This is a genomic window from Pseudomonas sp. AK106 (assembly GCF_053903055.1).
The window spans coordinates 800829-824056 of the sequence record NZ_CP096426.1 but is presented as its reverse complement, the minus strand read 5'-3'; the positions used below and the strand labels follow the sequence as shown (position 1 = coordinate 824056).

Here is a 23228-nt window from a genome sequence, read left to right as displayed (position 1 = left end):
TCACGAAACGAAGCTTCGCACATTGTCGGAGTTGTTACAAAGCACGCGTAGGACGTTTCTGAAATCTTCTGGATCGCCGGTCGTCCAGAACTGGGCAGTCCGAGGATGACCGCTCGCCAGCAGCTCGCGCTCACCCAATAACCGCTGCAACTGCCGGGCTACAGCGGCGCCGGTATCGATGAGCGTAATGGACGCCGGGATCATTTCCCGCAGCAACGGCTTGAGAAACGGGTAATGGGTGCAGCCCAGAATGATGGTGTCGCAGCCCGCGGCGAGTAGCGGCGCGACGTAGCCCTGCAGCAGCTGGCGAATCGTCGGGCTGACCAGATCGCCCGTTTCGATCAACTCGACCAGTCCCGGACAAGGCTGCGTAATGACGTGCACGTCTGCCGCGAAGCGATCGAGCAATGCGGCAAACTTGGCGCTTTGCAAGGTGCCCGTGGTCGCCAGCACACCCACGACACCGGTTCGTGTCGCTGCGGCCGCAGGTTTGACCGCCGGCTCCATTCCCACCAGCGGCCAGTCAGGATAGCGGGCGCGCAAGTCAGCGATGCCCGCCACCGTCGCCGTATTGCAGGCGATCACCAGCGCCTTGGCGCGCTGAAGCTGGAAGAACTCGGCAATCGTCGCGCATCGTTCGCGAATGAATTCGGGGGTTTTCTCGCCGTAGGGGATGTGGCCGCAGTCGGCGACGTAGAGCAACGATTCCCGTGGCAGCAACTGCTGTATTTCCGCCAGCACCGACAACCCGCCGACGCCGGAATCGAACACCGCCACCGGGGCATCGCTGTCTCTATTCATGCTCGGCGGCAGCTCGGAGCCCGGTACCGCAGACGCTGCAGCCAGGATCGCGTTTGACTTTCAATTCGCGGAATCGCGTGCTCATGGCATCGATCAGCAGCAGTCGCCCCACCATTGGTTCGCCAAAGCCGGCCAGCAGCTTGAGGGCCTCAAGGGCCTGCAAACTGCCGACCAACCCTACCAACGGGCCGATCACGCCGGCCTCGCTGCAGGTCAGTTCGGTCTCGCTGCCGTGCCCGTACAGGCAGTGGTAGCAAGGACTCTCCGGACGGCGCGGGTCGAATACCGAGAGTTGCGCTTCGAGGCGGATCGCAGCGCCGCTGACCAATGGCTTGCACGCGGCGACGCAGGCCGCATTGACCGCCTCGCGCGTCGAGAAATTGTCCGAGCAGTCCAGGACCAGATCGACCCCGGCAACGGCTGCCGCCAGTGAGTCGACATCAAGGGCCGCGCGATGGGCGACCAGTGTGATCTGTGGATTGATGGCGGTCAGCCGGGTGATGGCTGAATCGACTTTGCTTAACCCCACGCTCGGGGTGTCATGAATGATCTGGCGTTGCAGGTTGGTCAGATCGACGCTGTCGAAATCCGCCAGATGCAATTCTCCGACGCCGGCCGCCGCCAGGTACAACGCCACCGGCGAACCCAGTCCGCCGAGGCCGACAATCAACACGCGGCTTTGCTTGAGGCGCAGCTGACCCTCGATGTCGACTTGTTGCAGAAGGATCTGCCGGCTGTAGCGCAGCAGCTCCTCGTCCGTCAGCACGGCACCCGCCCGAAGGTGATGCGTTCGTGGTCGCCCAGATCGCGACGGGTCTTGATCTCTTCGAACCCGTGCTCAAGCAACAGCTCGCGCACTGCTGCACCTTGATCGTAGCCATGCTCCAGCAACAGCCAGCCACCGGCTTCAAGATGCGCGGGCGCTTGCGACACAATCAGACGCAGATCATCCAGGCCATCGGTGCCGGAGACCAGCGCGCTGCTTGGCTCGAAGCGCACGTCACCTTCGACCAGGTGCGGGTCGTTGGAGGCAATATAAGGCGGGTTGCTCAGGATCAGGTCAAAACGCTGACCCTCGACAGCACTGAACCAGTGGCTGTGCAGGACCTTGGCGTTATCCAGGTGCAGGCGCTGGCGATTGCGTTCGGCAAGCTCGACCGCCTCTTCAACGCGATCCACCGCCGTGACGTTCCACTGCGGACGATCCTTGGCCAGCGACAGCGCGATGGCGCCGGTGCCAGTGCCCAGATCGAGCAGCGTGTGGGGAATCGCACCGGGCAAAAGCTCCAGCGCGGTTTCCACCAGCATCTCGGTTTCAGGCCGCGGGATCAGCGTATGGGGCGCGACTTCCAGGTCGATATTCCAGAACCCTTGCAGGCCCAGGATGTACGCGACGGGTTCGCCGGTCCGTCGACGCTTGAGATAGCCGTCGAAGGCATGCGCCGCTTCGGTGCTGACAATACGCTCGGGCCAGGTGTGGAGAAAACTGCGCGGCTTGCCCAGGGCAGCGGCCAGCAACAATTCTGCATCCAGACGCGCTGTCGGAGAGTCCGGCAGCTCGGCGCTTCTTAACAAGCTGGCGATGATGGTCATTTAATCACCCAGTGCCGCAAGTTGATCTGCCTGATACTCGGCAAGTAACGGTTCTATCACTGCATCGACCCCGCCGGCCAGAACTTCATCAAGGGAATAGAGCGTCAGGTTCACGCGGTGATCCGTGACTCGCCCCTGTGGAAAATTGTATGTACGAATGCGTTCCGAGCGATCCCCGGAACCTACCAGCAATTTACGCTCGCTGGCGATAGCGTTGGCCGCCGCAGCGGTCTGCTGATCGTTGAGCTTGGCCGACAGCCAGGACATGGCCCGCGCGCGGTTCTTGTGCTGCGACCGTTCTTCCTGACACTCCACCACAATGCCGGACGGCAAGTGCGTGATGCGGATGGCCGAATCGGTCTTGTTGACGTGCTGACCACCGGCGCCGGATGAGCGATAGGTGTCAACGCGCAAGTCGGACGGGTTGATCTCGATGGTCTGCTGTTCGTCAGGCTCTGGCAACACCGCCACCGTACACGCGGAGGTGTGAATTCGGCCCTGGGATTCGGTTTCCGGGACGCGCTGAACACGATGCACACCCGACTCGAATTTCAGCTTGCCGTAGACGTGCTCGCCTTCGACCCGCGCGATGACTTCCTTGTAGCCGCCATGTTCGCCTATGTTCTCGGACAGGATCTCGACACGCCATCCACGTCGCTCGGCATAGCGGGAATACATGCGGAACAGGTCGCCGGCGAAAATCGCTGCTTCGTCGCCGCCGGTGCCGGCGCGGATTTCCAGAAACACGTTGCGGCCATCGTTCGGGTCTTTGGGCAGCAGCATTTTCTGCAGATCAGCCTCAAGCACCAGCAACTGATCCTTGGCATCGCGCACCTCTTCGACTGCCATTTCGCGCATGTCGGGATCGCTGTCCTTGAGCAGCGCCTGCGCGCCTTCGAGGTCGGCCTGCACTTTCTGCAGTTGCCGGTACACCTGAATCACGGGCTCGACTTCGGCGTACTCGCGGGAGTACGCGCGAAATTTGGTTTGATCAGAGATGACTTCGCCATCGCCGAGCAGCGCGGTCAATTCCTCGAAACGGTCGCTGAGCACGTCCAGCTTATTAAGCAGTGAAGCTTTCATTGCGGGGATTTATCCGTGGAGCCCTCGTTGAGGGCAAAGAGTTCCTGGGCCATGGCCAGCGCATCGACGCGGCCTTCAGCGGACAGCTTTTTGAGTTGCACGCTGGGGGCGTGCATCAATTTATTCGTCAGGCCACGTGCCAGCGCCATCAACACGTCTTCGGCGTTGCTGCCATTGGCGAGCATGCGCTGGGCCTTCTGCAGTTCTTCGTCACGCAGGCGTTCGCTCTGCTGACGATACGCCTTGAGCACGTCGACCGCCGCCAGTTCGCGCAGCCTCGACATGAAATCGTCGACGCCCACGCTGACCAGTTCCTCGGCCGCCTGCGCTGCGCCCTGACGGCTCTTGAGGTTTTCGGCGACGACTTCGTGCAGATCGTCCACGGTATAGAGGTAGACGTCGTCGAGCTCGCCGACCTCAGGCTCGATGTCGCGCGGCACGGCGATGTCGACCATGAAGATCGGCTTGTGCTTGCGCAGTTTCAGCGCACTTTCAACGGCGCCCTTGCCCAGAATCGGCAACTGGCTGGCCGTGGAACTGATGACAATGTCGCTGTTGACCAGCTCGGCCGGAATGTCGGCCAACAGCACCGCGTGGGCACCGAACTGCTCGGCGAGAATGTTCGCGCGTTCGAGGGTGCGGTTGGCAACGACGATACGCTTGACCCCGAGATCGTGCAGGTGACGCGCGACCAGAGTGATGGTCTCCCCTGCCCCGATCAGCAACGCCTGACTGCGCTGCAGGTCGCTGAAAATCTGCTTGGCCAGGCTGACGGCGGCAAAGGCGACGGAGACCGGGTTCTCGCCGATGGCTGTGTCGGTGCGCACCTGCTTGGCAGCGCTGAAGGTGGCCTGAAACAGTCGCCCGAGCAACGGCCCAACCGTGCCGGCCTCCCGGGCCACGGCATACGCCGATTTCATCTGGCCAAGGATCTGCGGCTCGCCGAGCACCAGCGAATCCAGCCCCGACGCCACGCGCATCATGTGCCGCACCGCCGCGTCGTCTTCGTGCACATAGGCACTGGCGCGCAGCTCATCGACATTCAGGTGGTGATAATCCGCCAGCCAGCGCAACACGGCTTCGGCGGTCAGCTGATCCTGCTCGATATACAGTTCGCTGCGATTGCAGGTGGAGAGAATGGCCGCTTCCCGGCTTCGGGTCAGGCGGCAAAGCTGCTGCAGCGCCTCAACCAGCTGTTCAGGCGTAAATGCCACGCGCTCGCGGACATCGACTGATGCAGTCTTATGGTTGATACCCAGAGCAAGAAAGGCCATTCAAGGTCGCTGATGGTGACGTGAAGCCGGCAATTGTCCTACTTCGATAGAGGGAGGACAACCACCGCAATACATTCAGAACGTCCGCAGCCCGCTATTGTCCCTATACAGATTGCGTATCACCGCGTCCGGCCTGCGACAAAATGTCCGCGCGCAGGCTGTAGATTGAGCGTATCCAGATTTCGCGCGGGCTGTGGGTTTGCTCCCGGCCTTGTGTCATGATGCTTCCAAACCGCAGGTAAGCCGCCCCTCTTCTATATGAATAAATCCTCCGCGCTGTTCCTTGCCCTTGTCGCTCTGAGTGGCTGCCAGTCTACGGCCTCCGTTTCTACGGAGCCCTCCGCTCCGGCGAAAGAAGCGCCGCCCGCACCCGATGCCAAACCTCAGGTGTACGGCTCGTTTACTCAGGAAACCGTCGTCAGCCTGCTGACAGCCGAACTTGCCGGCCAGCGCAACCGTTTCGACATCGCGCTGGACAACTATGTGACCCAGGCGATTCAGACACAGGATCCAGGGATTTCCGAGCGTGCCTTCCGCATCGCCGAGTATCTGGGCGCCGATCAGGCGGCCCTCGACACATCGATGATCTGGGCGAAAAACGATCCGAGCAATCTCGAGGCACAGCGCGCGGCAGCGATCCAGCTGGCGCGAGCCGGGCGCTACGACGACTCCATGCGCTATATGGAGAAGGTCCTTCAGGGCCAGGGCGACACGCATTTTGATTTTCTCGCGCTGTCGGCGTCGGAAACCGATTCCAATACGCGCAAAGGGCTGATAACCAGCTTTGATCGCCTGCTGATGAAATACCCGAAAAACGGCCAGCTGATCTTCGGCAAGGCGTTGCTCCTTCAGCAGGAAGGCGACAGTGCCGCCTCCCTGAAACTGCTCGAAGACAACCCGCCGGGCGAAGGCGAAGTGGCGCCGATCCTGCTGCGTGCTCGCTTGCTGCAAAGCATGGACCGCGGCAAGGAAGCGATCCCGCTGCTGGAAAAAAGCATCAAGAAATACCCGGACGACAAGCGTCTGCGCCTGACTTATGCGCGCATGCTGGTGGAACAGAACCGCATGGAAGACGCCAAAGTGCAGTTCTCCAGCCTGGTTCAGCAGTACCCGGATGACGACGAGTTGCGCTATTCCCTTGCCCTCGTGTGCCTGGAAAACAAGGCATGGGACGAAGCGCAGGGTTACCTCGAAGACCTCGTCGCCCGCGGCAGTCACGTCGACTCGGCCCACGTCAACCTCGGTCGCATCTACGAAGAGCGCAGCGACCCACAGACGGCGCTGGCCGAATACGCTCAGGTGGGCCCCGGCAATGACTTCCTGCCTGCGCAACTGCGTCAGGCCGATATCCTCATGAGCAACGGCAACAGCGCCGAAGCCTCGAAGCGGCTGGCTCAGGCCCGCGCCGACCAACCCGACTACGCCATTCAGCTGTTTCTGGTCGAAGCCGAGACCCTGGCCAACAACAACCAGAGTGATCGCGCCTGGCAAGTGTTGAGCCAGGCGCTCAAGCAGTACCCGGACGATCTGAATCTGCTCTACACCCGCTCGATGCTGGCGGAGAAGCGCAACGATCTGAAACAGATGGAGAGCGACCTTCGGGCGATTCTCAAACGCGAGCCGGATAACGCCATGGCGCTGAACGCGCTGGGCTACACGCTCTCGGATCGTACGACGCGCTACGCCGAAGCCAAGGAACTGATCGAGCGCGCGCACAAGATCAATCCGGAAGACCCGGCGGTGCTCGACAGCCTCGGCTGGGTCAATTACCGCCTGGGCAATCTGGATGAGGCCGAACGTCTGCTGCGCCAGGCGCTGGAGCGTTTTCCGGACCACGAAGTCGCTGCGCACCTGGGCGAAGTCCTCTGGGCCAAAGGCGAGCAGCGTGAAGCCCGCAAAGTGTGGGCCAAGGCCCTTGAACAACAACCTGACAGCCCGGTCCTGCGCAGCACCATCAAACGCCTGACCGGCGCCGAGACTCTTTGAATTTATGCAATTGCGCCACGTACTCGTATTCAGTCTGATCGCCCTGCTCGCTGGCTGTGCCGGCATGTCCTCCCGCGAAGCCGTACAAGGCAAGGGCGACGCCAATCAATGGCGTGCGAACAAGGAACAACTCAGCAGCCTTGATGGCTGGCAGATCAACGGCAAGGTTGGCATCCGCGCACCAAAGGATTCCGGCAGCGGCACGCTGTTCTGGCTGCAACGCCAGGATTACTACGACATTCGCTTGTCCGGCCCGCTGGGTCGCGGTGCTGCCCGCTTGACCGGTCGCCCTGGCGCAGTCTCACTGGAAGTGGCCAATCAGGGCCGCTACGAAGCGCCGGATCCGGAAACCCTGCTCAAGGACCAACTGGGCTGGAAACTGCCGGTGTCCCACCTGGTCTGGTGGGTGCGCGGCTTGCCCGCCCCGGACAGTAAAAGCAGCCTGACGCTCGACGGTGACAGTCGCTTGTCCAGCCTGGCGCAGGATGGCTGGCAGATCGAATACCTGAGCTACACCCAGCAGAACGGTTTCTGGCTGCCTGAACGCATGAAGCTGCACGGGCAGGACCTGGACGTCACGCTGGTCATCAAGGACTGGCAACCACGCAAACTGGGGCAATGAGCATGTCGCAACCACGACTGACACTGCCCGCCCCTGCCAAACTGAATCTGATGCTGCACATCACCGGGCGCCGCGCTGACGGTTATCACGAACTGCAGACGCTGTTTCAGTTTGTCGATTACGGCGACGAGCTCAGTTTCGCGCTTCGGAACGACGGAGAGGTGCGCCTTCAGACGGAAATCGCCGACGTCCCCCACGACAGCAATCTGATCGTCAAAGCGGCTCGCGCCCTCAAAGAGCAATCCGGTTGCTCGCTTGGCGTTGATATCTGGCTGAAAAAAGTCCTGCCCATGGGTGGCGGCATTGGCGGCGGAAGCTCCGATGCGGCAACGACATTGCTCGGCCTGAATCATCTCTGGCAGCTTGGCTGGGATGAAGATCGGCTAGCGGCGCTGGGCCTCAAGCTTGGGGCAGACGTGCCGGTTTTCGTGCGTGGACATGCCGCTTTTGCGGAGGGCATCGGCGAGATACTGACCCCCGTAACCCCAGAAGAACCTTGGTATCTGGTGCTGGTGCCGCAAGTATCTGTAAGTACAGCAGAAATTTTTTCAGATCCGCTGTTGACACGTGACACTCCGCCCATTAAAGTGCGCCCCGTTCCCAAGGGAAACAGTCGAAACGACTGCTTACCGGTTGTAACAAGGCGGTATCCAGAAGTTGGTAACGCTTTGAATTTGTTAGGTAAATTTACCGAAGCAAAATTAACCGGAACTGGAAGTTGTGTGTTTGGGGCCTTCCCAAGCAAAGCTGAAGCTGATAAAGTCTCGGCCCTTCTTACAGAGACCCTTACGGGGTTTGTAGCAAAAGGCGCAAACATCTCGATGTTGCACCGGAAGTTACAAACGCTGCTCTAAAAGGAACCGAGTGCCAGGCACTCGTGCAACAGATACAGGGGCGTCGCCAAGCGGTAAGGCAGCAGGTTTTGATCCTGCCATGCGTTGGTTCGAATCCAGCCGCCCCTGCCATTTTCCTATAGTCATCCAGGCATACCCTAAGCCTCCAGGTACTGCGCGTGTCCAAGATGATGGTCTTTACGGGGAACGCCAACCCCGATCTGGCTCGGCGTGTCGTACGTCAGCTGCATATCCCTCTCGGTGACATCTCTGTTGGAAAGTTTTCCGACGGTGAGATTACCGCTGAGATCAATGAAAACGTTCGCGGTAAAGACGTCTTCATTATCCAGCCGACCTGCGCTCCGACCAACGATAACCTGATGGAACTCGTCGTGATGGCTGACGCCTTCCGTCGCTCCTCGGCCACTCGTATCACTGCTGTAATCCCTTACTTTGGTTATGCCCGCCAGGATCGCCGTCCGCGTTCCGCCCGTGTGGCTATCAGCGCTAAAGTGGTTGCGGACATGCTCACCGTCGTCGGTATCGACCGTGTGCTGACTGTCGACCTGCACGCCGACCAGATTCAAGGCTTCTTCGATATTCCGGTAGATAACATCTACGGCTCCCCGGTTCTGGTGGATGACATCGAAGACCAACGCTTCGAAAACCTGATGATTGTCTCCCCGGATATCGGCGGCGTCGTGCGTGCACGTGCTGTTGCCAAGTCCCTGGGCGTCGATCTGGGCATCATCGACAAGCGCCGCGAGAAGGCCAACCACTCCGAAGTGATGCACATCATCGGTGATGTCGAAGGCCGTACCTGTATTCTCGTCGACGACATGGTCGATACCGCCGGCACCTTGTGCCACGCGGCCAAGGCGCTGAAAGAACACGGCGCTGCCAAGGTTTTCGCGTATTGCACACACCCTGTTCTGTCGGGCCGTGCAATCGAGAACATCGAAAATTCCGTGCTGGACGAATTGGTGGTGACGAACACCATCCCGTTGTCCGCTGCAGCACAGGCCTGTGACCGTATCCGTCAACTGGATATCGCACCGGTAGTCGCTGAGGCGATGCGTCGCATCAGCAATGAAGAATCGATCAGCGCGATGTTCCGATAAGGGCCCTGCCCTGCCGAACCATCCGTTGACGAAAAGCGCCCCGCCCCGACACTCAATGCCGGGGCGGGGCTTTTTTGCCCATACCGTGTCTGGCGCTGGTCGCAAACGCCGCTCGGTCATGGCTATATTGGAGATGCAAAATGAACGAATTTACTCTGAACGCCCAAGCGCGTACTGACCTGGGGAAAGGTGCGAGCCGCCGCCTGCGTCGTCTCGCCGCCTCCGTCCCAGCCGTTGTTTACGGTGGTGGCCAGGAAGCAACTTCGATCACCATCGAAGCCAAAGAACTGGCAAAAATGTTCGAAAACGAAGCTGCCTACAGCCACGTTATCGAGCTGAACATTGCTGGCGCCAAGCAGAACGTCATCGTTAAAGCGATGCAGCGTCACCCTGCCAAGCAGTTCATCATGCACGCTGACTTCATCCGCGTCGTGGCTGGCCAGAAACTGACCGCTATCGTTCCAGTGCACTTCATCAACGAAGAAGCACCGGTCAAGAAAGGCGGCGAGATCTCGCACACCACCACCGAGCTGGAAGTGACCTGCCTGCCGAAAGACCTGCCTGAGTTCATCGAAGTTGACCTGGGCGCTCTGGAAATCGGCGACAACGTTCACCTGTCCGACGTTAAAGCACCTAAAGGTGTTGAATTCGTTGCTCTGGCGCACGGCAAGGACCTGGACATCGCTAACGTCCACGCTCCTCGCATCGTCCAGGACGAAGAAGAAGGCACCGCAGAAGGCGAAGCAGAGTAATTATTACTCGCTAGCCGGTTGAACCCGTGATGATGCTCGCCATCATCACACTCGACCCAAGGAAGAGCCCCTGACGTGACCGCCATCCAACTGATCGTCGGCCTGGGAAATCCAGGCCCCGAATACGAACAGACCCGGCATAACGCAGGGGCTCTTTTCGTTGAGCGCATTGCCAGCGCACAGCGTGTCAATCTGACCGCTGACCGCAAATATTTCGGCCTGACGGCTAAATTCAGTCATCAGGGCCAAGACGTTCGTCTGCTGATCCCCACCACCTACATGAACCGCAGCGGCCAGTCCGTGGCAGCTCTGGCGGGTTTCTTCCGGATTCCTCCGCAAGCCATTCTGGTGGCCCACGACGAACTCGACCTGCCTCCGGGCGTCGCCAAACTCAAACTGGGTGGCGGGCACGGCGGGCATAACGGGTTGCGCGACATTATTGCGCAGCTCGGCAACCAGAACGGCTTCCACCGCCTGCGGCTTGGCATCGGCCACCCGGGCGACGCCAGTCTGGTGTCCAACTTCGTCCTGGGTCGAGCGCCACGCGCCGAGCAGGAAAAGCTGGATGCCAGCATCGACTTTGCCCTCGGCGTGCTGCCGGATGTACTCGCTGGCGACTTCGCCAAGGCGATGCGCGTCCTGCACAGCCAGAAGGCCTGACATCACTCGAGGGGAAACACCATGGGATTCAACTGCGGCATCGTCGGCCTGCCCAACGTCGGCAAGTCCACCCTGTTCAACGCCCTGACCAAATCCGGTATCGCGGCGGAGAACTTTCCCTTCTGCACCATCGAACCGAACACAGGCATCGTGCCCATGCCGGACCCGCGCCTGCAGGCCCTGGCCGACATCGTCAACCCGAAGCGCATCCTGCCGACCACCATGGAGTTCGTCGACATCGCCGGGCTGGTAGCCGGTGCATCCAAAGGTGAAGGCCTGGGCAACAAGTTCCTCGCCAATATCCGCGAGACAGACGCCATTGCTCACGTGGTGCGCTGCTTCGAAGACGAGAACGTGATTCACGTCTCCAACAGCGTCGACCCGAAGCGCGACATCGAGATCATCGACCTGGAACTGATTTTTGCTGACCTCGACAGCTGCGAGAAGCAACTGCAGAAAGTCACGCGCAATGCCAAGGGCGGCGACAAGGACGCAGTGGTCCAGAAAGGCCTGCTGGAGCAACTCATCGCTCACTTCACGCTGGGCAAACCCGCGCGCAGCCTGATGAAGAGCATGAGCGCCGATGAGAAAGCCGTCATCAAGGGCTTCCATCTGCTGACCACCAAACCGGTCATGTACATCGCCAACGTCGCTGAAGACGGTTTCGAGAACAACCCGCACCTTGACGTGGTTCGCGCGATCGCCGAAGAAGAAGGCGCCATGCTGGTGCCGGTCTGCAACAAGATCGAAGCGGAAATCGCCGAACTCGACGACGGCGAAGAAAAGGACATGTTCCTGGAGGCTCTGGGCCTTGAAGAACCTGGTCTGAACCGCGTGATCCGTGCCGGATACGAAATGCTGCACCTGCAGACCTACTTCACTGCCGGCGTCGAAGAAGTGCGTGCATGGACAGTCCGTGTCGGCGCCACCGCGCCACAGGCCGCCGGCGTGATCCACACCGACTTCGAAAAAGGCTTCATCCGCGCCGAGTGCGTCGCCTACAACGACTTCATCCAGTACAAGGGTGAAGCCGGTGCCAAGGAAGCGGGCAAATGGCGTCTGGAAGGTAAGGATTACATCGTCAAGGACGGCGACGTTCTGCACTTCCGCTTCAACGTCTAACGCCCTCGTGGACCTCCACGAACCTCGTTGAACGTCAAAGCCCGCGTATCACTCAGTGATCCGCGGGCTTTGTGGTTTTAGTGCAACTCAGACAATCGGCTGCGCTACGCGAAACAGCAGCACCACGCCTTCGCGCTTCAGCGTGACCTCGCGAAAGTGCGTCCGCAAATGCGCTTCGAAGCCGGCCTGAGTGTCCCCGCTATTTCCGAAAATGCCTTTCTTGTTGTAGACCGCCATCAGCTTGCGACCGAAGCCGTTGTGCCCCGCCTCGTCCCCTAGAATCGTTGCGCCAAACAAAACGCCGTCCGGGTTCAGGTTGTGCTTGAGCTGAGCGAAGATCGCCGCCTTGGCATCCGTCGGGCCTGGCAGGCAGTGCAGCAGGTAAAACAGCGATATCGAGTCGAAGCGTTCGTTGCCCGGGATCGGCGTCATTACGTCATGCTGAAGGGTGTGCGTGTCTGGCCGGCCGATCCTGCTTTTAGCGGCGGCGAGGCTGCTTGGATTGAGGTCCATGAGGGTGATGCGGGTGTTCGGCGGCAGCTTGGCTTTCGCCAGGTAATAACCCGTGCCGACGCCGATATCCAGATGGTGGGCACGCACACTGGCGCGGAAGAACGGCAAAAGCACCTCATCGGTTGGGCAGCGCCAGGCATACCGATTGGAAATGCCCAACACCCAGGCGTCGTACAACGCTAACGTCAGGGGCGAATAAACCGCCGCACCTGCGGCACTGCTGTCGGTCATGGAGAAATCCCCTACGGCGATGGGTATCAGAAGACGATGAGAAGGCGACGAATCTTATACGTCGCCAGCCGTTCCTCTTTCAACCCACGGCGCAGGGTGCGGCATGATGGCGCGCATGCAATCGCGGGCCGATCACCCTCACGCTTCGCCTGCGCGGCTTACCCCAACCGGAATCTCGCGGTGTTGTCGCTCAAGGCCCGGCTGCCTTTGGTCAGGGTGTCTGCGGCATGATTTACCGCACGCGCACCGTCAAGCAAGCGGCCAGCGGCCTGATCCACCTGCTGAATATTGCCGCTAACCTCGTCCGCCGTCGCGGCCTGCTCTTCGACTGCGGTGGCGATCTGCGCCAGCGTGTCAGTAACGATCTGCACCGCGCTGGCGATCTCTTCCAGCCGCTCGCCCAAGCCGGTCACCGACTGCGCGTCACTCACCGCCTGACCACACGCCGCCTCCATCAGGCTAACGGCCTGGCTGACGGTCGACCGCAGGCTGTCCACGGTCCCGGCAATTTGCGCGGTGGAAGCCTGTGTCCGCTGGGACAAACTGCGCACCTCGTCAGCGACCACGGCGAAGCCACGGCCTTGCTCGCCCGCACGCGCCGCTTCAATGGCAGCATTGAGCGCCAGCAGGTTGGTCTGTTCGGCGATGCCGCGAATGGTGTCCACCACGGACTGGATCTGCTGCCCCTGCTCGCTGACCTTGCTCAACGCATTAGCAGTGTCGGTCAACTTCTGGTTCAGTTGCTGAATACTCGCCGTGGTGCGCTGACTGTCGCGGCTGCTGTCTTCGGCGATGCGTCGGGTGGCCTGGGCGCTGCCGGATGCGGCTTCGCAACTGCGGGCAACCCCCATGGACGTCGCGGCCAGCTCGGTGGCCGCAGCGGCGATCTGGCTGATCTGCTGTTGTTGATCTTCCACTTCGTTGAGCGTGCTGCCTGACTGCGCATTGAGGGTCAGCACCGCAGAGCCCAGTTGCTGGGTTTCGTGGTTGACACCCAAGAGACTGGTGCGCAGTTGCACCACCGCGACGTTGAGGGCGGTGCTGATGGCTGCGAGTTCGTCACGCCCCTGAACGGCGACCTCGACGCACAGATTGCCGTCACGCAGCGACTCGGCCAGGGTCGTGATGCCCTTGGCGCTGCGCTGGATCGATGCCTGGAGGCACATGAAGAGATACAGCGCCGCGAGCGCTAGAATGCTGAAAATCGCAGCGATCGGCACGAACTGCAGAGTGGACTGCTCATGGTAATAATCGAGCCGGCTGGTCAATGATGAGAGCGATTGCTTGCGTAAGGCCGCCAATCCATCGCTGACACCGTCGACGCTGCGCTCGAACGCAGCAGGGTCGAGCTTGATGCTGCCGCCGAACACGCCGTCGTCGAGCACTTTCAATTCGTTATCAAGGCGCTGAAGACTGTCTTCATACTGACGCGTCCAGACCTCCATGCCCGGGTACGCTTTCGATTTCAGCGAGCTCACGGCTTTGACCAGTTGATCACGGGCGTCACCGATGCGACTGCGCAGGTCGCGCATCTGAAGACGGCTCTGCAACGAGAACTGCCCTGATGCGATCGACGACTGGCCGATACTCGCCATCCGCCCTACTCGCTCGACCAGTTCCGGCGCCTGCTGTGTGGCGATTTGCATCAGCAAGTAGGTTTCAAGCCAGGGATCAAGGATCAAGCCGCTGTCCATGGCGATCTGTTCACGCAGACTCTGCAGCGCCGTAAGGGCAGAGGTAAAACGATCGTAGCCGTCCGGCCACCAGCCGACGCTGCGCAGAGATTCCGAATCCATGCCTTTGACCGAGGCCTGCAGCGCTTGATACCGCGTCATGATGTCCGCGCTGGCGTTCTGTGCCTTGAGTTCATCGCCCAAGGACGCCAGGGTGCGGGTCAGGTCAGGGTTGGCGGCATCCAGCGCGTTCATGGCTGCCTTCGCGGCCGGCGTCGGATCACGAAGAATGTCGGCAGCCTTCCAGCGCGCGGCGCGGTTGCGCTGTGCTGTCAGTTGCACATCCAGCGCATCGAGTGCCATGAGCTGGCGCACACCGGCTTGCTCCTGAGAAATCACCTCCAGCTTGCTGCGGTAATCCTGGCCGATCATCCACAGGCTGCCCGCGAGCGGCAAGATGAACAGAAAGAAGAGCACCTGAAACTTGCGCGCGAACCCGAGACGTCCGAGCAGGCGGATGCCTGGCGACAAAAGACTCTGCATAACCGACCACTCCTCACCGACAGACGCTGCGCGACGAATGATCATCGCTGCGCTGCCTTACATTTTTTACCGGCAAAATGCCATGTCTATGTTTTAAAAACGATAACCGCCCATCTTTTGAACGAGGGGCGCACTCAGACTTATCGAAATCCGCAGCCACCTAGCTCTATAACGGCAGCGTTACGGCAGGCATAAGCAAGAACCGGACCGATAGCACGAGGCCATCAAACCGGGCACGAGATCGAGGACAGTGCACGCTGAGTGCGCGAAAGTGGGGCAAAAGCACTCAGCGCGAGGAGTGAAACTGTCACCAGCGTGCAGGGATGAGAAAATGGTAGAAGAGCCGGGAGGCTAACCGATTGATCGCGTGGATAAATTTTTTCAAAGAGACGCTTGACACATATCCGATCTGAGCGAATAATGCGCGCCACTTGGCTACATAGCTCAGTTGGTTAGAGCATAGCATTCATAATGCTGGGGTCCGGGGTTCAAGTCCCTGTGTAGCCACCAAGTACCTCAACAAAGCCCGCCTTGTGCGGGCTTTGTTGTTTCTGGCGTTCTGTGCCTAAGGCGGGATCCCAAATCGCCGATAGCCCTGTACTGCATCTCGCAGTGCACGGAGGCAATATGAAAAAGATCGCTATCGCTGGACTGGTCGCTCTGCTTTCAATCGTTTCACTTTCCGCGTCGGCGTGTCCGAAAGGGACGCATCCAACAGGCGGGACGGGCTCACACCATAAAGGTGGCACCTGCGTGTAAGACTAGCCCGGCAATTGCCGGGCTTTTTGATTCCGTAGTCTGCGCGCATCCAACGCCAATCGCCCTGCGGTCCGGGCGAAGACGGCAATCCGTGACAACGGCGCCCTCGTCCAATAGATTACGCCCCTCGAAACGCCCCGAGCTTTTCGCGCCTCAACCCCAGTTAACGAAGCAGTGGATGTTCAATGTCTGATTCCCATACCGATCCGGCGGCAAACGCCGTGTCGTCGAAGCAAGCCTACGAAGAAGCCATCAACCTTTCACAACATGTGCCACAGGCCAAAACCATCAGCGAGATGGTGCTGGACGCATTCCAGAGCGCCAAGGAAAGCGACCAGATTCGCGATCTGCGCCTGGCCATACGCGCCGCCCATGACCGATTCGATGATGACCAGGCCTACGAGCTGATGGGTCAGCTTAAGCAGCTCAAGGACGCCGAAGCCGCCGACATGGCCGCGCTCGAAGACCTGAGCGCGAAGTTTCCGATCAGCCGGATTCTCTCCAGCTATAAAGACGACCCGAGTTTTCAGGAGCTCGTCTACAGCCTGGCGTTGAAGGTGCTCAATCAGACGCATCAAGCGGTCAGCAACCCGAGCGGCGGCAAGAGCAAAGCGGCGCGGCCGAAGAAGGAAGCCGAGGTTTTCGTCATCAGCAAGGACGGCGCCAGCGTCACCCTGCCCCTGCGCACGCCGCGCTCGAAAGCCAACGCGGACCGCGAAGCCTTTGAATTCCTCGGCTTCTCGTTCATCGGTGAAGGCGATGACGCCGAGCTGCAGAGCGAAGTGTTCGTGGACAAGGACGGCAACCAGCAGCCGGCCACGCGCAAAAACATTGTCAGCGCGATCCAGCAGCAAACTGCGTTTGAGGGATTCAGCGCCGTTCAGCAATAAGCTGCAGCCATAGGCGCGTCCATAAGCTCAACAGCAAGCTCAACACCCGCACCGGTGGCGATCGCAGCGCCATGATGTAACCTCAATGGCTGGCCACAGCGGTACCCACTGGCGGTCGCCGCCCTCGAGAGGTGTTGAGCAATGCAGATTCTTGGTGAAACGATCATCGGACAACGCGCTGTACAAGGTCAGGGCGGAGAAGTTTTCGCCCTCGCCGCCGCCACCGGTGAACCCCTGACGCCGTCGTTTAGTGCCAGCACGCTGGAGGATGTAAACGCTGCGTGTGAACTGGCCGAAGCGTCATTCGACCGTTATCGGCAACTGAGTGACGACCAGCGCGCCAGCTTCCTTGAAGCCATCGCCCAAGGCCTTGTGGATCTGGGCGATGTGCTGACCGAGCGCGTTCATGTCGAAAGCGGCCTGCCCAAGCCACGCCTGGAAGGCGAGCGGATGCGCACGGTCAATCAGCTGAAACTGTTTGCCAGTCTGCTGCGTGACGGACGCTGGCACGGTGCCGTGGTCGACACTGCGATGCCGGAGCGCCAACCACTGCCGCGCGCCGACCTGCGTCTGCGGCGCATCGGTCTTGGTCCGGTGGCGGTGTTCGGTGCGAGCAACTTCCCCCTTGCCTTCTCGGTTGCCGGCGGCGACACCGCTTCTGCGTTGGCGGCCGGCTGCCCGGTCATCGTCAAGGCGCACCCGGCCCACTTGGGCACCAGCGAACTGGTGGGACGCGTGATCCAGAAAGCGGCGCGCGACACCGGCATGCCGGAAGGCGTGTTCTCACTGCTGATCGACAAGGACATTGCTGTCGGCCAGGCGCTGGTCAGTCATCCCTTGATTCAAGCAGTGGGTTTCACTGGCTCGCGTCGTGGTGGTTTGGCGCTAGTGGCGGCCGCCCAGGCGCGTCCGGTGCCGATCCCGGTGTATGCCGAGATGAGCAGCATCAACCCGGTGTTCCTGCTGCCGGCTGCTTTGCTGGCCCGCGCCGAAACCATCGCCAAGGGGTTTGTCGAGTCGCTGGTCATGGGCGCCGGGCAGTTCTGTACCAACCCGGGCATCCTGCTGGCACTGGAAAGCGACGCGCTGGAAACATTCGTGTCGGCCTCGGCCAAGGCGCTGTCTGACAAGCTGCCGACCACCATGCTGACGCCGAACATCCACGGCGCTTACTGCAACGGCCTGAATAACCTGCACAGCGCATCCGGCGTGACGCTGGTGGCTGAAGGTCAGGAAGCCGACGGTTCATTCCAGGCCCGCCCGGCCTTGTTCCGCACCGACTCAGCCACATTCCTCGCCAACCCCGCGCTGGAGGACGAGAACTTCGGCCCAAGCGCGCTGCTGATTGTCTGCTCCGACGTCGCCGACCTGCAGAAGGTTGCTGCCAGCTTCGATGGGCAACTGACCGTGACGCTGCAGTTCGACGACGGCGACGAGGCGACCGCCCAGTCGCTGCTGCCGATCCTGGAACGCAAGGCGGGACGGATTCTGTTCAATGACTTCCCGACCGGCGTCGAAGTGAGCTATTCAATGGTCCATGGCGGCCCGTTCCCGGCAACCTCCGACAGCCGCAGCACTTCGGTGGGCGCAACGGCCATTGATCGTTTCCTGCGCCCTGTTTGTTATCAGAACGTGCCGGACTCGCTGCTGCCTCCTGCGTTGAAAGCCAGCAATCCGTTGAAGACCTGGCGTCTGGTCAACGGCGAGCTGTCAAAGGACTGAGCGGCATCAACGCCGGCCATTGAAGCTGCTTCACCGCGCGCCTTCCAATCCGGGGCGCGCGCTTCCAAGCCGGGCGTGGGTCAGTCAGCGGATCGCTGCAGCACCTTGCCGTCCACCCCATCACCGATTACCAGAAAATGCCCGCCCGCCACATGGTGAAGGGTGCGCAGCGCGTCATGCCCCTCGAAATGCCAGTGCCCTTCGGAGAACACGCGTTCATCCGCCCACGCCGCAACCACTTCGCCGATGAACAGGTCGTGGGCGCTCTGATTATGTGGCTCGGGAATCAATCTGCACTCCAGCCAGCCTGCGCAACCTTCCAGCAGCGGCGCTTCAACGTGGGAGCCCGCGAAGGTCTCCAGTCCATACGCTTTGAATTTATCCAGGCCTTGCTCATGGGAGATGTCCAGCCCTGAGGTCGAGCCAACCGTTTCAACAATATCGATCTGGCTGAGGGTCGGCACGTTGATTACAAACGTCCCGGAGCCCTCGAGCAACTGCCGCGTCCAGACGGACTTATCCAGCACAACCGTGACTTTCGGCGGCTGGAAATCCAGCGGCATCGCCCACGCTGCCGCCATGATGTTGCGTTGCCCGTCGTGGGCAGCGCTGATCAAGACCGTCGGACCGTGGTTGAGCAAGCGGTAGCATTTGGCGAGGGGTACCGGACGCCGGTGAGAAACAGTCATGGCAATCATCCTGGCAACGAGAAAAGTCATCGAAAACTACAGGGTTTCTTGTGCCGGGGAAACGCCACCCTCCCCAGGGCGATGGAAACTGTCGCCTCCCTGAACTTCACCCAAATCACACTTTGCAGATCACGCTAAAGGTGATGTAATACTATAACAAATTATTTCAGGCAGTCCTTGTTGTGAAACGCGATCCCCGGCTTCCTCCCTCCCTTGCAACGTCCGCACTGGCTCAATCGGCCAGCAAGCGCGTGATGATTTCCCTCGCCGTGCTGGTCGTGCTGTGGATCGGCGTTACCTGGGCGGTAGCGATTCCATGAGCGCTGCCATCGACCTCCACGACCTGACACTGACCTACGAACGCCGGCCAGCGGTGCATCACGCCAACGGCCGATTCGCGGCGGGCAGCCTGACGGCGATCGTCGGCCCCAACGGCGCCGGTAAGTCCACGCTGATCAAAGCCATCGCCGGCACGCTCAAACCCGCGGTCGGACGCGTCGAGCGCAACCAGTTGCCAACGCGGCACATCGGTTATCTGCCCCAAGCCGCAGAGATCGACCGCAGCTTTCCGCTCAGCGTGGCCGACACCGTGATGATGGGCGCATGGCGCAGCATCGGCGCGTTCCGCGGCGCCACGCGCAAGCACGCTCAACAGGCCAAGGAGGCGCTGGGTGCCGTGGGTTTGGCGGGATTCGAGCAACGCAGCATCAGCTCGCTGTCGTCGGGGCAGTTTCAGCGCGTGCTGTTCGCCCGGCTGTTATTACAGGACGCTTCGGTGATTCTGCTCGACGAGCCCTTCACCGCCATCGATGCACGCACCACGCGGGACTTGCTGGAATTGATCCGCACTTGGCACGGCCAAGGGCGCACCGTCATCGCCGTCCTGCATGACATCGAGCAGGTGCGTCAGCACTTCCCGAGCACGCTGCTGCTGGCCCGGGAAATCATTGCCTGGGGCGACACCGCCGACATCCTCAACGACGAAAACCTGCGCCGCGCCAAGAACATGGCCGAGCACTGGAACCCTGACGCGCAGCCGTGCGACGCCGATGCGGAGCAAACCCTGTGACGCTCTATAGCCTGTTGATTCAGCCCTTTGTCGATTTTGGTTTCATGCGCCGCGCTTTGGTGGCGTGCCTGGCGCTGGGCATCGGCTCCGGCCCGGTCGGCGTGCTGCTGATGCTTCGCCGCATGAGTCTGGTGGGCGACGCCATGAGTCACGCGGTCTTGCCGGGTGCCGCCGTGGGTTTTCTGTTTGCCGGGTTGTCACTCCCGGCGATGGGCTTTGGCGGCCTGATCGCAGGCCTCGCCGTGGCGTTGCTATCGGGGTTGGTGAGCCGTTACACAACACTGCGTGAAGACGCCAGCTTCGCCAGCTTTTACCTGACGTCGCTGGCTGCCGGCGTGCTGATCGTTTCCCTGCACGGCTCCAACGTTGACCTGCTTCATGTGCTGTTCGGCACCATCCTGGCGATCGACGATCAGGCGATTTTCATGGTCGGCGGCATCGCCTCGTTCACCTTGATTCTGCTGGCGCTGATCTATCGCCCGTTGATCCTCGAATGCTTCGACCCGGGTTTCCTGCGCGCAGTGGGCGGTCGAGGTTCGCTGTATCACGTGCTGTTTCTGCTGCTGGTGGTGCTCAATCTGGTGGCGGGGTTTCAGGCGTTGGGCACGTTGATGGCCGTCGGCATGATGATGCTGCCCGCCACGGTCGCACGATTCTGGGCTCGCTCGCTCACCGGCATGATCGTGGTTTCGACCGCAGTGGCGACGCTTTCGGGCTTCATCGGGCTGATCGTTTCCTACCACGCCAGCGTTGCGTCGGGCCCGGCCATCGTGCTCACCGCCAGCGCCTTTTACGGGTTCTCACTGTTCTTTGGACGCAGCGGTTTTGTACGCCGACTGTTCCCGAGGGTTCATCTGTCCGGCTGATCGTCCTCTTACCGCAAGGAAACCACCATGAAACGTTTTACGCTTCTGACCGCCGCGCTGGCGTTGTCGGGCCTGGCCAACTTCGCCCAGGCAAAAACCCTGGAGACTGTCGCTTCGTTCACCGTTATCGCCGATATGGTGCACAACGTCGGTGGCGATCACGTGCACGTGACCTCGCTCATCGGGCCCAATGGCGACCCTCATGTCTACGAGCCCACGCCCAATGACGCCCAGGCACTGAAAAAAGCCGACGTCGTGTTCGTCAGCGGGTTGCATCTGGAGGGTTGGCTGGATCGGCTGATCACCGCCTCCGGCTACAAAGGCCAACCCGTCGTGCTGTCTGACGGGATCATGACCCGCAGCATGGAAGAAGACGGCAAGAAGATCACCGACCCCCATGCCTGGAACAGCGCGGTAAACGGCGTTGTTTACGTCAGAAACATCATCAAGGCCCTGCAGAAAGCCGACCCTGAAAATGCCGCCGATTACCAAGCCAACGGTGACAAATACATCGCCCAACTGCAGGACATGGACGCCTACGCCCGCGCGCAGATCAGCACCATCCCGGTCGCACAGCGCAAGGTGCTGACGTCCCACGACGCCTTCGGCTATTTCGGCGATGCCTACGGCGTGACCTTCCTCTCACCGCTGGGCTTTTCCACTGAAACCGAGGCCTCGGCGGCTGACGTCGGCAAGCTGATCAATCAGATCAAGCAGGAGCACGTCAGCGCCTACTTCTTCGAGAACTCCGGCGACCCGCGCCTGGTGCAACAGATCGCCAAAGCCAGCGGCGCGCACCCGGGCGGCGAGCTGTATGTGGAATCGCTGTCGCCCGCAGACGGCCCGGCGGCGACGTACGTAACGATGTTTCGCTACAACGTGGACAAGCTGGCGGCGGCCATGAAAGGCCAGTGATGCAACGTCGCAACGGCTGACTGATCTCTGCTGCGCGACGTGCGTGGCAGGGATCAGCAACCCGGCTCAGCGAACCGGCAGCGCTGATGCGGGTCAATCTGTATGCTGGCGCCCCGTTCGCCGACATCGACAGGATGATCCATGACCGCCCTCTCCTTCGCGCCTTTTCAGCCCCTCGCCGACCTCCTGATTCCCCACACCGTGGCAGAGAGGCTCGACGGCTCCCACGACGTATCCCATCTGCACCGGGTCTGGAGCAACGTCTGCGCCATTCGTGACACGGAGGGAGGCGATCACCAGATCCTGCTCGCCGCCACCCTGCTCCACGACTGCGTCTCCGTGGAAAAGAACTCGCCCTTTCGCTCAAGCGCCTCACGCCTGGCCGCGGCGAAGGCGACCGAACTGCTCGCAGAAATGGGCTGGGACGAAGAGCGGACCCAGGCCGTCGCCCACGCCATCGAGTGCCACAGCTATTCGGCCAACATCACGCCCACCTCGCTGGAAGCGAAGATCCTGCAAGACGCCGACCGTCTCGACGCCCTTGGCATGGTCGGCGTGGCGCGGCTGTTCTACGTGTCCGGGCGCATGGGCAGCCACCTCTACGACCCGGTCGATCCGCAGGCGCAACAGCGCGATCTGGACGACAAACGCTTCGCCGTCGATCACTTCACAACCAAGATCTTCACCTTGGCGCAGGGCTTTCAAACGGCCGCGGGGCGCAACATGGCGCAGGTCAGGCATGCACGGGCCGAGCGGTTCTTGCGGGAGTTTATGGAGGAGATTGGTGCCTAGGGTGCGTGGAAGGTCATAGCGATATTTCGGACGGCTCATGGGTTTTTAGCCAGTCGACCAGTGCAGCATTCATACGCGTTTGCCAGCCGGGTCCTGATGCCCGGAACTGCTCCACCACGTCGTGTTCCAGGCGAATGGTAATTCGCTCCCGCACAATCACAGAACGTGGTCGGCCACGCTTGACCAATTGGTCACCCACATATTCATCAGCATGATCGAAGTATGCATCTGACAATTCGGGTGCATCGCCGGGATCAACCCAGTCGGTGCCGGTAGAGGGTTTGTTCACGCTCATTGGCCTTTCTCATGGAAATGATACGGCGAGCCGCGCCGCGCGGTGTCCAGACCAGGACAACCATACGTTCTGACAACACTCCAACCGTGATATATCGGGTTTCCCCGTAGTCCTGCCGGCAATCTTCGAGGGTCAAATGCCTGCCGGCGATACCAAGCCGGCATCCCTAAAGTCGAGGCCACGCTTCAGAAAGGTGATGTCGCGTTTTGCAATGTCGAAGATTATCTGCATTGAATTATTGTATGTACAGCAAATAACGGAGCAAGGCCGCCGAGGCTTGCAAAGACGTATCCCACAATCAGCGCTGACAATGCCCACTCGTATCCCTGCTGACGTCACGCTGGCCTCCAGCATCTGACCGTACCGCAACAATTCAGAAACATCTCCAACAATGTCACAAAGACATCACGGAACACCTCTATAA

24 protein-coding genes and 2 tRNA genes are annotated in these 23228 nt (G+C 60.7%); 16 read left to right on the top strand and 10 right to left on the bottom strand.

From position 1 onward, the window contains the following. From murI to hemA, 5 genes are read right to left on the bottom strand one after another with little or no spacing between them, the layout of a single operon-like run. Positions 1 to 801: a glutamate racemase gene (gene murI / locus M1E04_RS03720; RefSeq protein ID WP_065991784.1), complete on the bottom strand. Its 801-nt coding sequence runs from the start codon at positions 799 to 801 to the stop codon at positions 1 to 3. Beyond that, positions 794 to 1567: a molybdopterin-synthase adenylyltransferase MoeB gene (locus tag M1E04_RS03715; RefSeq protein WP_369318545.1), complete on the bottom strand. Its 774-nt coding sequence runs from the start codon at positions 1565 to 1567 to the stop codon at positions 794 to 796. The genes murI and M1E04_RS03715 overlap by 8 nt, the downstream gene beginning before the upstream one ends. Beyond that, complete coding sequence (gene prmC, locus M1E04_RS03710; RefSeq protein ID WP_065991782.1) at positions 1561 to 2394, bottom strand: peptide chain release factor N(5)-glutamine methyltransferase; 834 nt, start codon at positions 2392 to 2394, stop codon at positions 1561 to 1563. The genes M1E04_RS03715 and prmC overlap by 7 nt, the downstream gene beginning before the upstream one ends. Continuing rightward, positions 2395 to 3477, bottom strand: a complete 1083-nt coding sequence (gene prfA, locus M1E04_RS03705; protein ID WP_065991781.1) for a peptide chain release factor 1 — start codon at positions 3475 to 3477, stop codon at positions 2395 to 2397. Beyond that, positions 3474 to 4751, bottom strand: coding sequence for a glutamyl-tRNA reductase (hemA, locus tag M1E04_RS03700; protein WP_065991780.1), 1278 nt, complete (start codon positions 4749 to 4751; stop codon positions 3474 to 3476). Before hemA ends, prfA begins: the two co-directional genes overlap by 4 nt. 258 nt (positions 4752 to 5009) lie before the next feature. On the opposite strand from hemA, the gene M1E04_RS03695 reads away from it, so the two are divergent. The 8 genes from M1E04_RS03695 (at position 5010) to ychF (ending at position 11847) form a co-directional block, all read left to right on the top strand. After that, entirely contained in the window at positions 5010 to 6737 is a 1728-nt protein-coding gene (locus M1E04_RS03695; protein ID WP_083233232.1) for a tetratricopeptide repeat protein, read from the top strand. A gap of 4 nt (positions 6738 to 6741) precedes the next feature. Next, a complete protein-coding gene (gene lolB / locus M1E04_RS03690; RefSeq protein ID WP_410928377.1) occupies positions 6742 to 7359 on the top strand; it encodes a lipoprotein insertase outer membrane protein LolB in 618 nt (205 codons plus the stop codon). Between the two features lie 2 nt (positions 7360 to 7361). Further along, a complete protein-coding gene (gene ispE / locus M1E04_RS03685) occupies positions 7362 to 8213 on the top strand; it encodes a 4-(cytidine 5'-diphospho)-2-C-methyl-D-erythritol kinase (RefSeq protein WP_456292414.1) in 852 nt (283 codons plus the stop codon). A 36-nt stretch (positions 8214 to 8249) separates the two neighbouring features. Further along, a tRNA-Gln gene (locus M1E04_RS03680) sits at positions 8250 to 8324 on the top strand. A gap of 47 nt (positions 8325 to 8371) precedes the next feature. Then, complete coding sequence (locus M1E04_RS03675) at positions 8372 to 9313, top strand: ribose-phosphate pyrophosphokinase (protein ID WP_037018241.1); 942 nt, start codon at positions 8372 to 8374, stop codon at positions 9311 to 9313. Between the two features lie 140 nt (positions 9314 to 9453). Then, a complete protein-coding gene (locus M1E04_RS03670; RefSeq protein ID WP_065991778.1) occupies positions 9454 to 10065 on the top strand; it encodes a 50S ribosomal protein L25/general stress protein Ctc in 612 nt (203 codons plus the stop codon). A gap of 75 nt (positions 10066 to 10140) precedes the next feature. After that, entirely contained in the window at positions 10141 to 10725 is a 585-nt protein-coding gene (pth, locus tag M1E04_RS03665; RefSeq protein WP_108120616.1) for an aminoacyl-tRNA hydrolase, read from the top strand. A gap of 21 nt (positions 10726 to 10746) precedes the next feature. Further along, complete coding sequence (gene ychF / locus M1E04_RS03660; protein ID WP_065991776.1) at positions 10747 to 11847, top strand: redox-regulated ATPase YchF; 1101 nt, start codon at positions 10747 to 10749, stop codon at positions 11845 to 11847. A gap of 87 nt (positions 11848 to 11934) precedes the next feature. Here ychF and M1E04_RS03655 read toward each other — a convergent pair whose 3' ends face one another. Beyond that, positions 11935 to 12591, bottom strand: coding sequence for a class I SAM-dependent methyltransferase (locus tag M1E04_RS03655; protein ID WP_410928376.1), 657 nt, complete (start codon positions 12589 to 12591; stop codon positions 11935 to 11937). 158 nt (positions 12592 to 12749) lie between these two features. Continuing rightward, positions 12750 to 14807, bottom strand: coding sequence for a methyl-accepting chemotaxis protein (locus M1E04_RS03650; protein ID WP_456292413.1), 2058 nt, complete (start codon positions 14805 to 14807; stop codon positions 12750 to 12752). Between the two features lie 433 nt (positions 14808 to 15240). Between M1E04_RS03650 and M1E04_RS03645 the strand changes: the two genes are divergently transcribed. From M1E04_RS03645 to M1E04_RS03635, 3 genes are all read left to right on the top strand, one after another. Next, positions 15241 to 15317, top strand: a tRNA-Met gene (locus tag M1E04_RS03645). A gap of 434 nt (positions 15318 to 15751) precedes the next feature. Then, positions 15752 to 16456, top strand: a complete 705-nt coding sequence (locus M1E04_RS03640; protein ID WP_369318549.1) for a hypothetical protein — start codon at positions 15752 to 15754, stop codon at positions 16454 to 16456. A gap of 141 nt (positions 16457 to 16597) precedes the next feature. After that, on the top strand, positions 16598 to 18178 hold the full coding sequence (locus M1E04_RS03635) for an aldehyde dehydrogenase (NADP(+)) (protein WP_456292412.1): 1581 nt from the start codon (positions 16598 to 16600) through the stop codon (positions 18176 to 18178). Positions 18179 to 18258: 80 nt separating this feature from the next. Here the strand turns inward: M1E04_RS03635 and M1E04_RS03630 are convergent, their stop codons facing one another. Next, positions 18259 to 18867 carry a flavin reductase family protein gene (locus M1E04_RS03630; RefSeq protein ID WP_065991771.1) on the bottom strand — a complete coding sequence of 203 codons (609 nt, stop codon included), beginning with the start codon at positions 18865 to 18867 and terminating at the stop codon, positions 18259 to 18261. A 182-nt stretch (positions 18868 to 19049) separates the two neighbouring features. Between M1E04_RS03630 and M1E04_RS03625 the strand changes: the two genes are divergently transcribed. The 5 genes from M1E04_RS03625 (at position 19050) to M1E04_RS03605 (ending at position 22509) form a co-directional block, all read left to right on the top strand. Beyond that, complete coding sequence (locus M1E04_RS03625; protein ID WP_167355827.1) at positions 19050 to 19187, top strand: hypothetical protein; 138 nt, start codon at positions 19050 to 19052, stop codon at positions 19185 to 19187. Beyond that, entirely contained in the window at positions 19184 to 19936 is a 753-nt protein-coding gene (gene aztA, locus M1E04_RS03620) for a zinc ABC transporter ATP-binding protein AztA (protein ID WP_456292411.1), read from the top strand. The genes M1E04_RS03625 and aztA overlap by 4 nt, the downstream gene beginning before the upstream one ends. Further along, entirely contained in the window at positions 19933 to 20802 is an 870-nt protein-coding gene (locus M1E04_RS03615) for a metal ABC transporter permease (RefSeq protein WP_065991769.1), read from the top strand. Before aztA ends, M1E04_RS03615 begins: the two co-directional genes overlap by 4 nt. A gap of 27 nt (positions 20803 to 20829) precedes the next feature. Beyond that, complete coding sequence (locus M1E04_RS03610; protein WP_369318552.1) at positions 20830 to 21717, top strand: metal ABC transporter substrate-binding protein; 888 nt, start codon at positions 20830 to 20832, stop codon at positions 21715 to 21717. A 141-nt stretch (positions 21718 to 21858) separates the two neighbouring features. Continuing rightward, entirely contained in the window at positions 21859 to 22509 is a 651-nt protein-coding gene (locus M1E04_RS03605) for an HD domain-containing protein (protein WP_065991767.1), read from the top strand. Between the two features lie 13 nt (positions 22510 to 22522). Here M1E04_RS03605 and M1E04_RS03600 read toward each other — a convergent pair whose 3' ends face one another. Then, a complete protein-coding gene (locus M1E04_RS03600; protein WP_065991766.1) occupies positions 22523 to 22804 on the bottom strand; it encodes a BrnA antitoxin family protein in 282 nt (93 codons plus the stop codon). Further along, positions 22764 to 22940, bottom strand: a complete 177-nt coding sequence (locus M1E04_RS03595; protein WP_456292410.1) for a BrnT family toxin — start codon at positions 22938 to 22940, stop codon at positions 22764 to 22766. Before M1E04_RS03595 ends, M1E04_RS03600 begins: the two co-directional genes overlap by 41 nt. Positions 22941 to 23228: the final 288 nt, after the last annotated feature.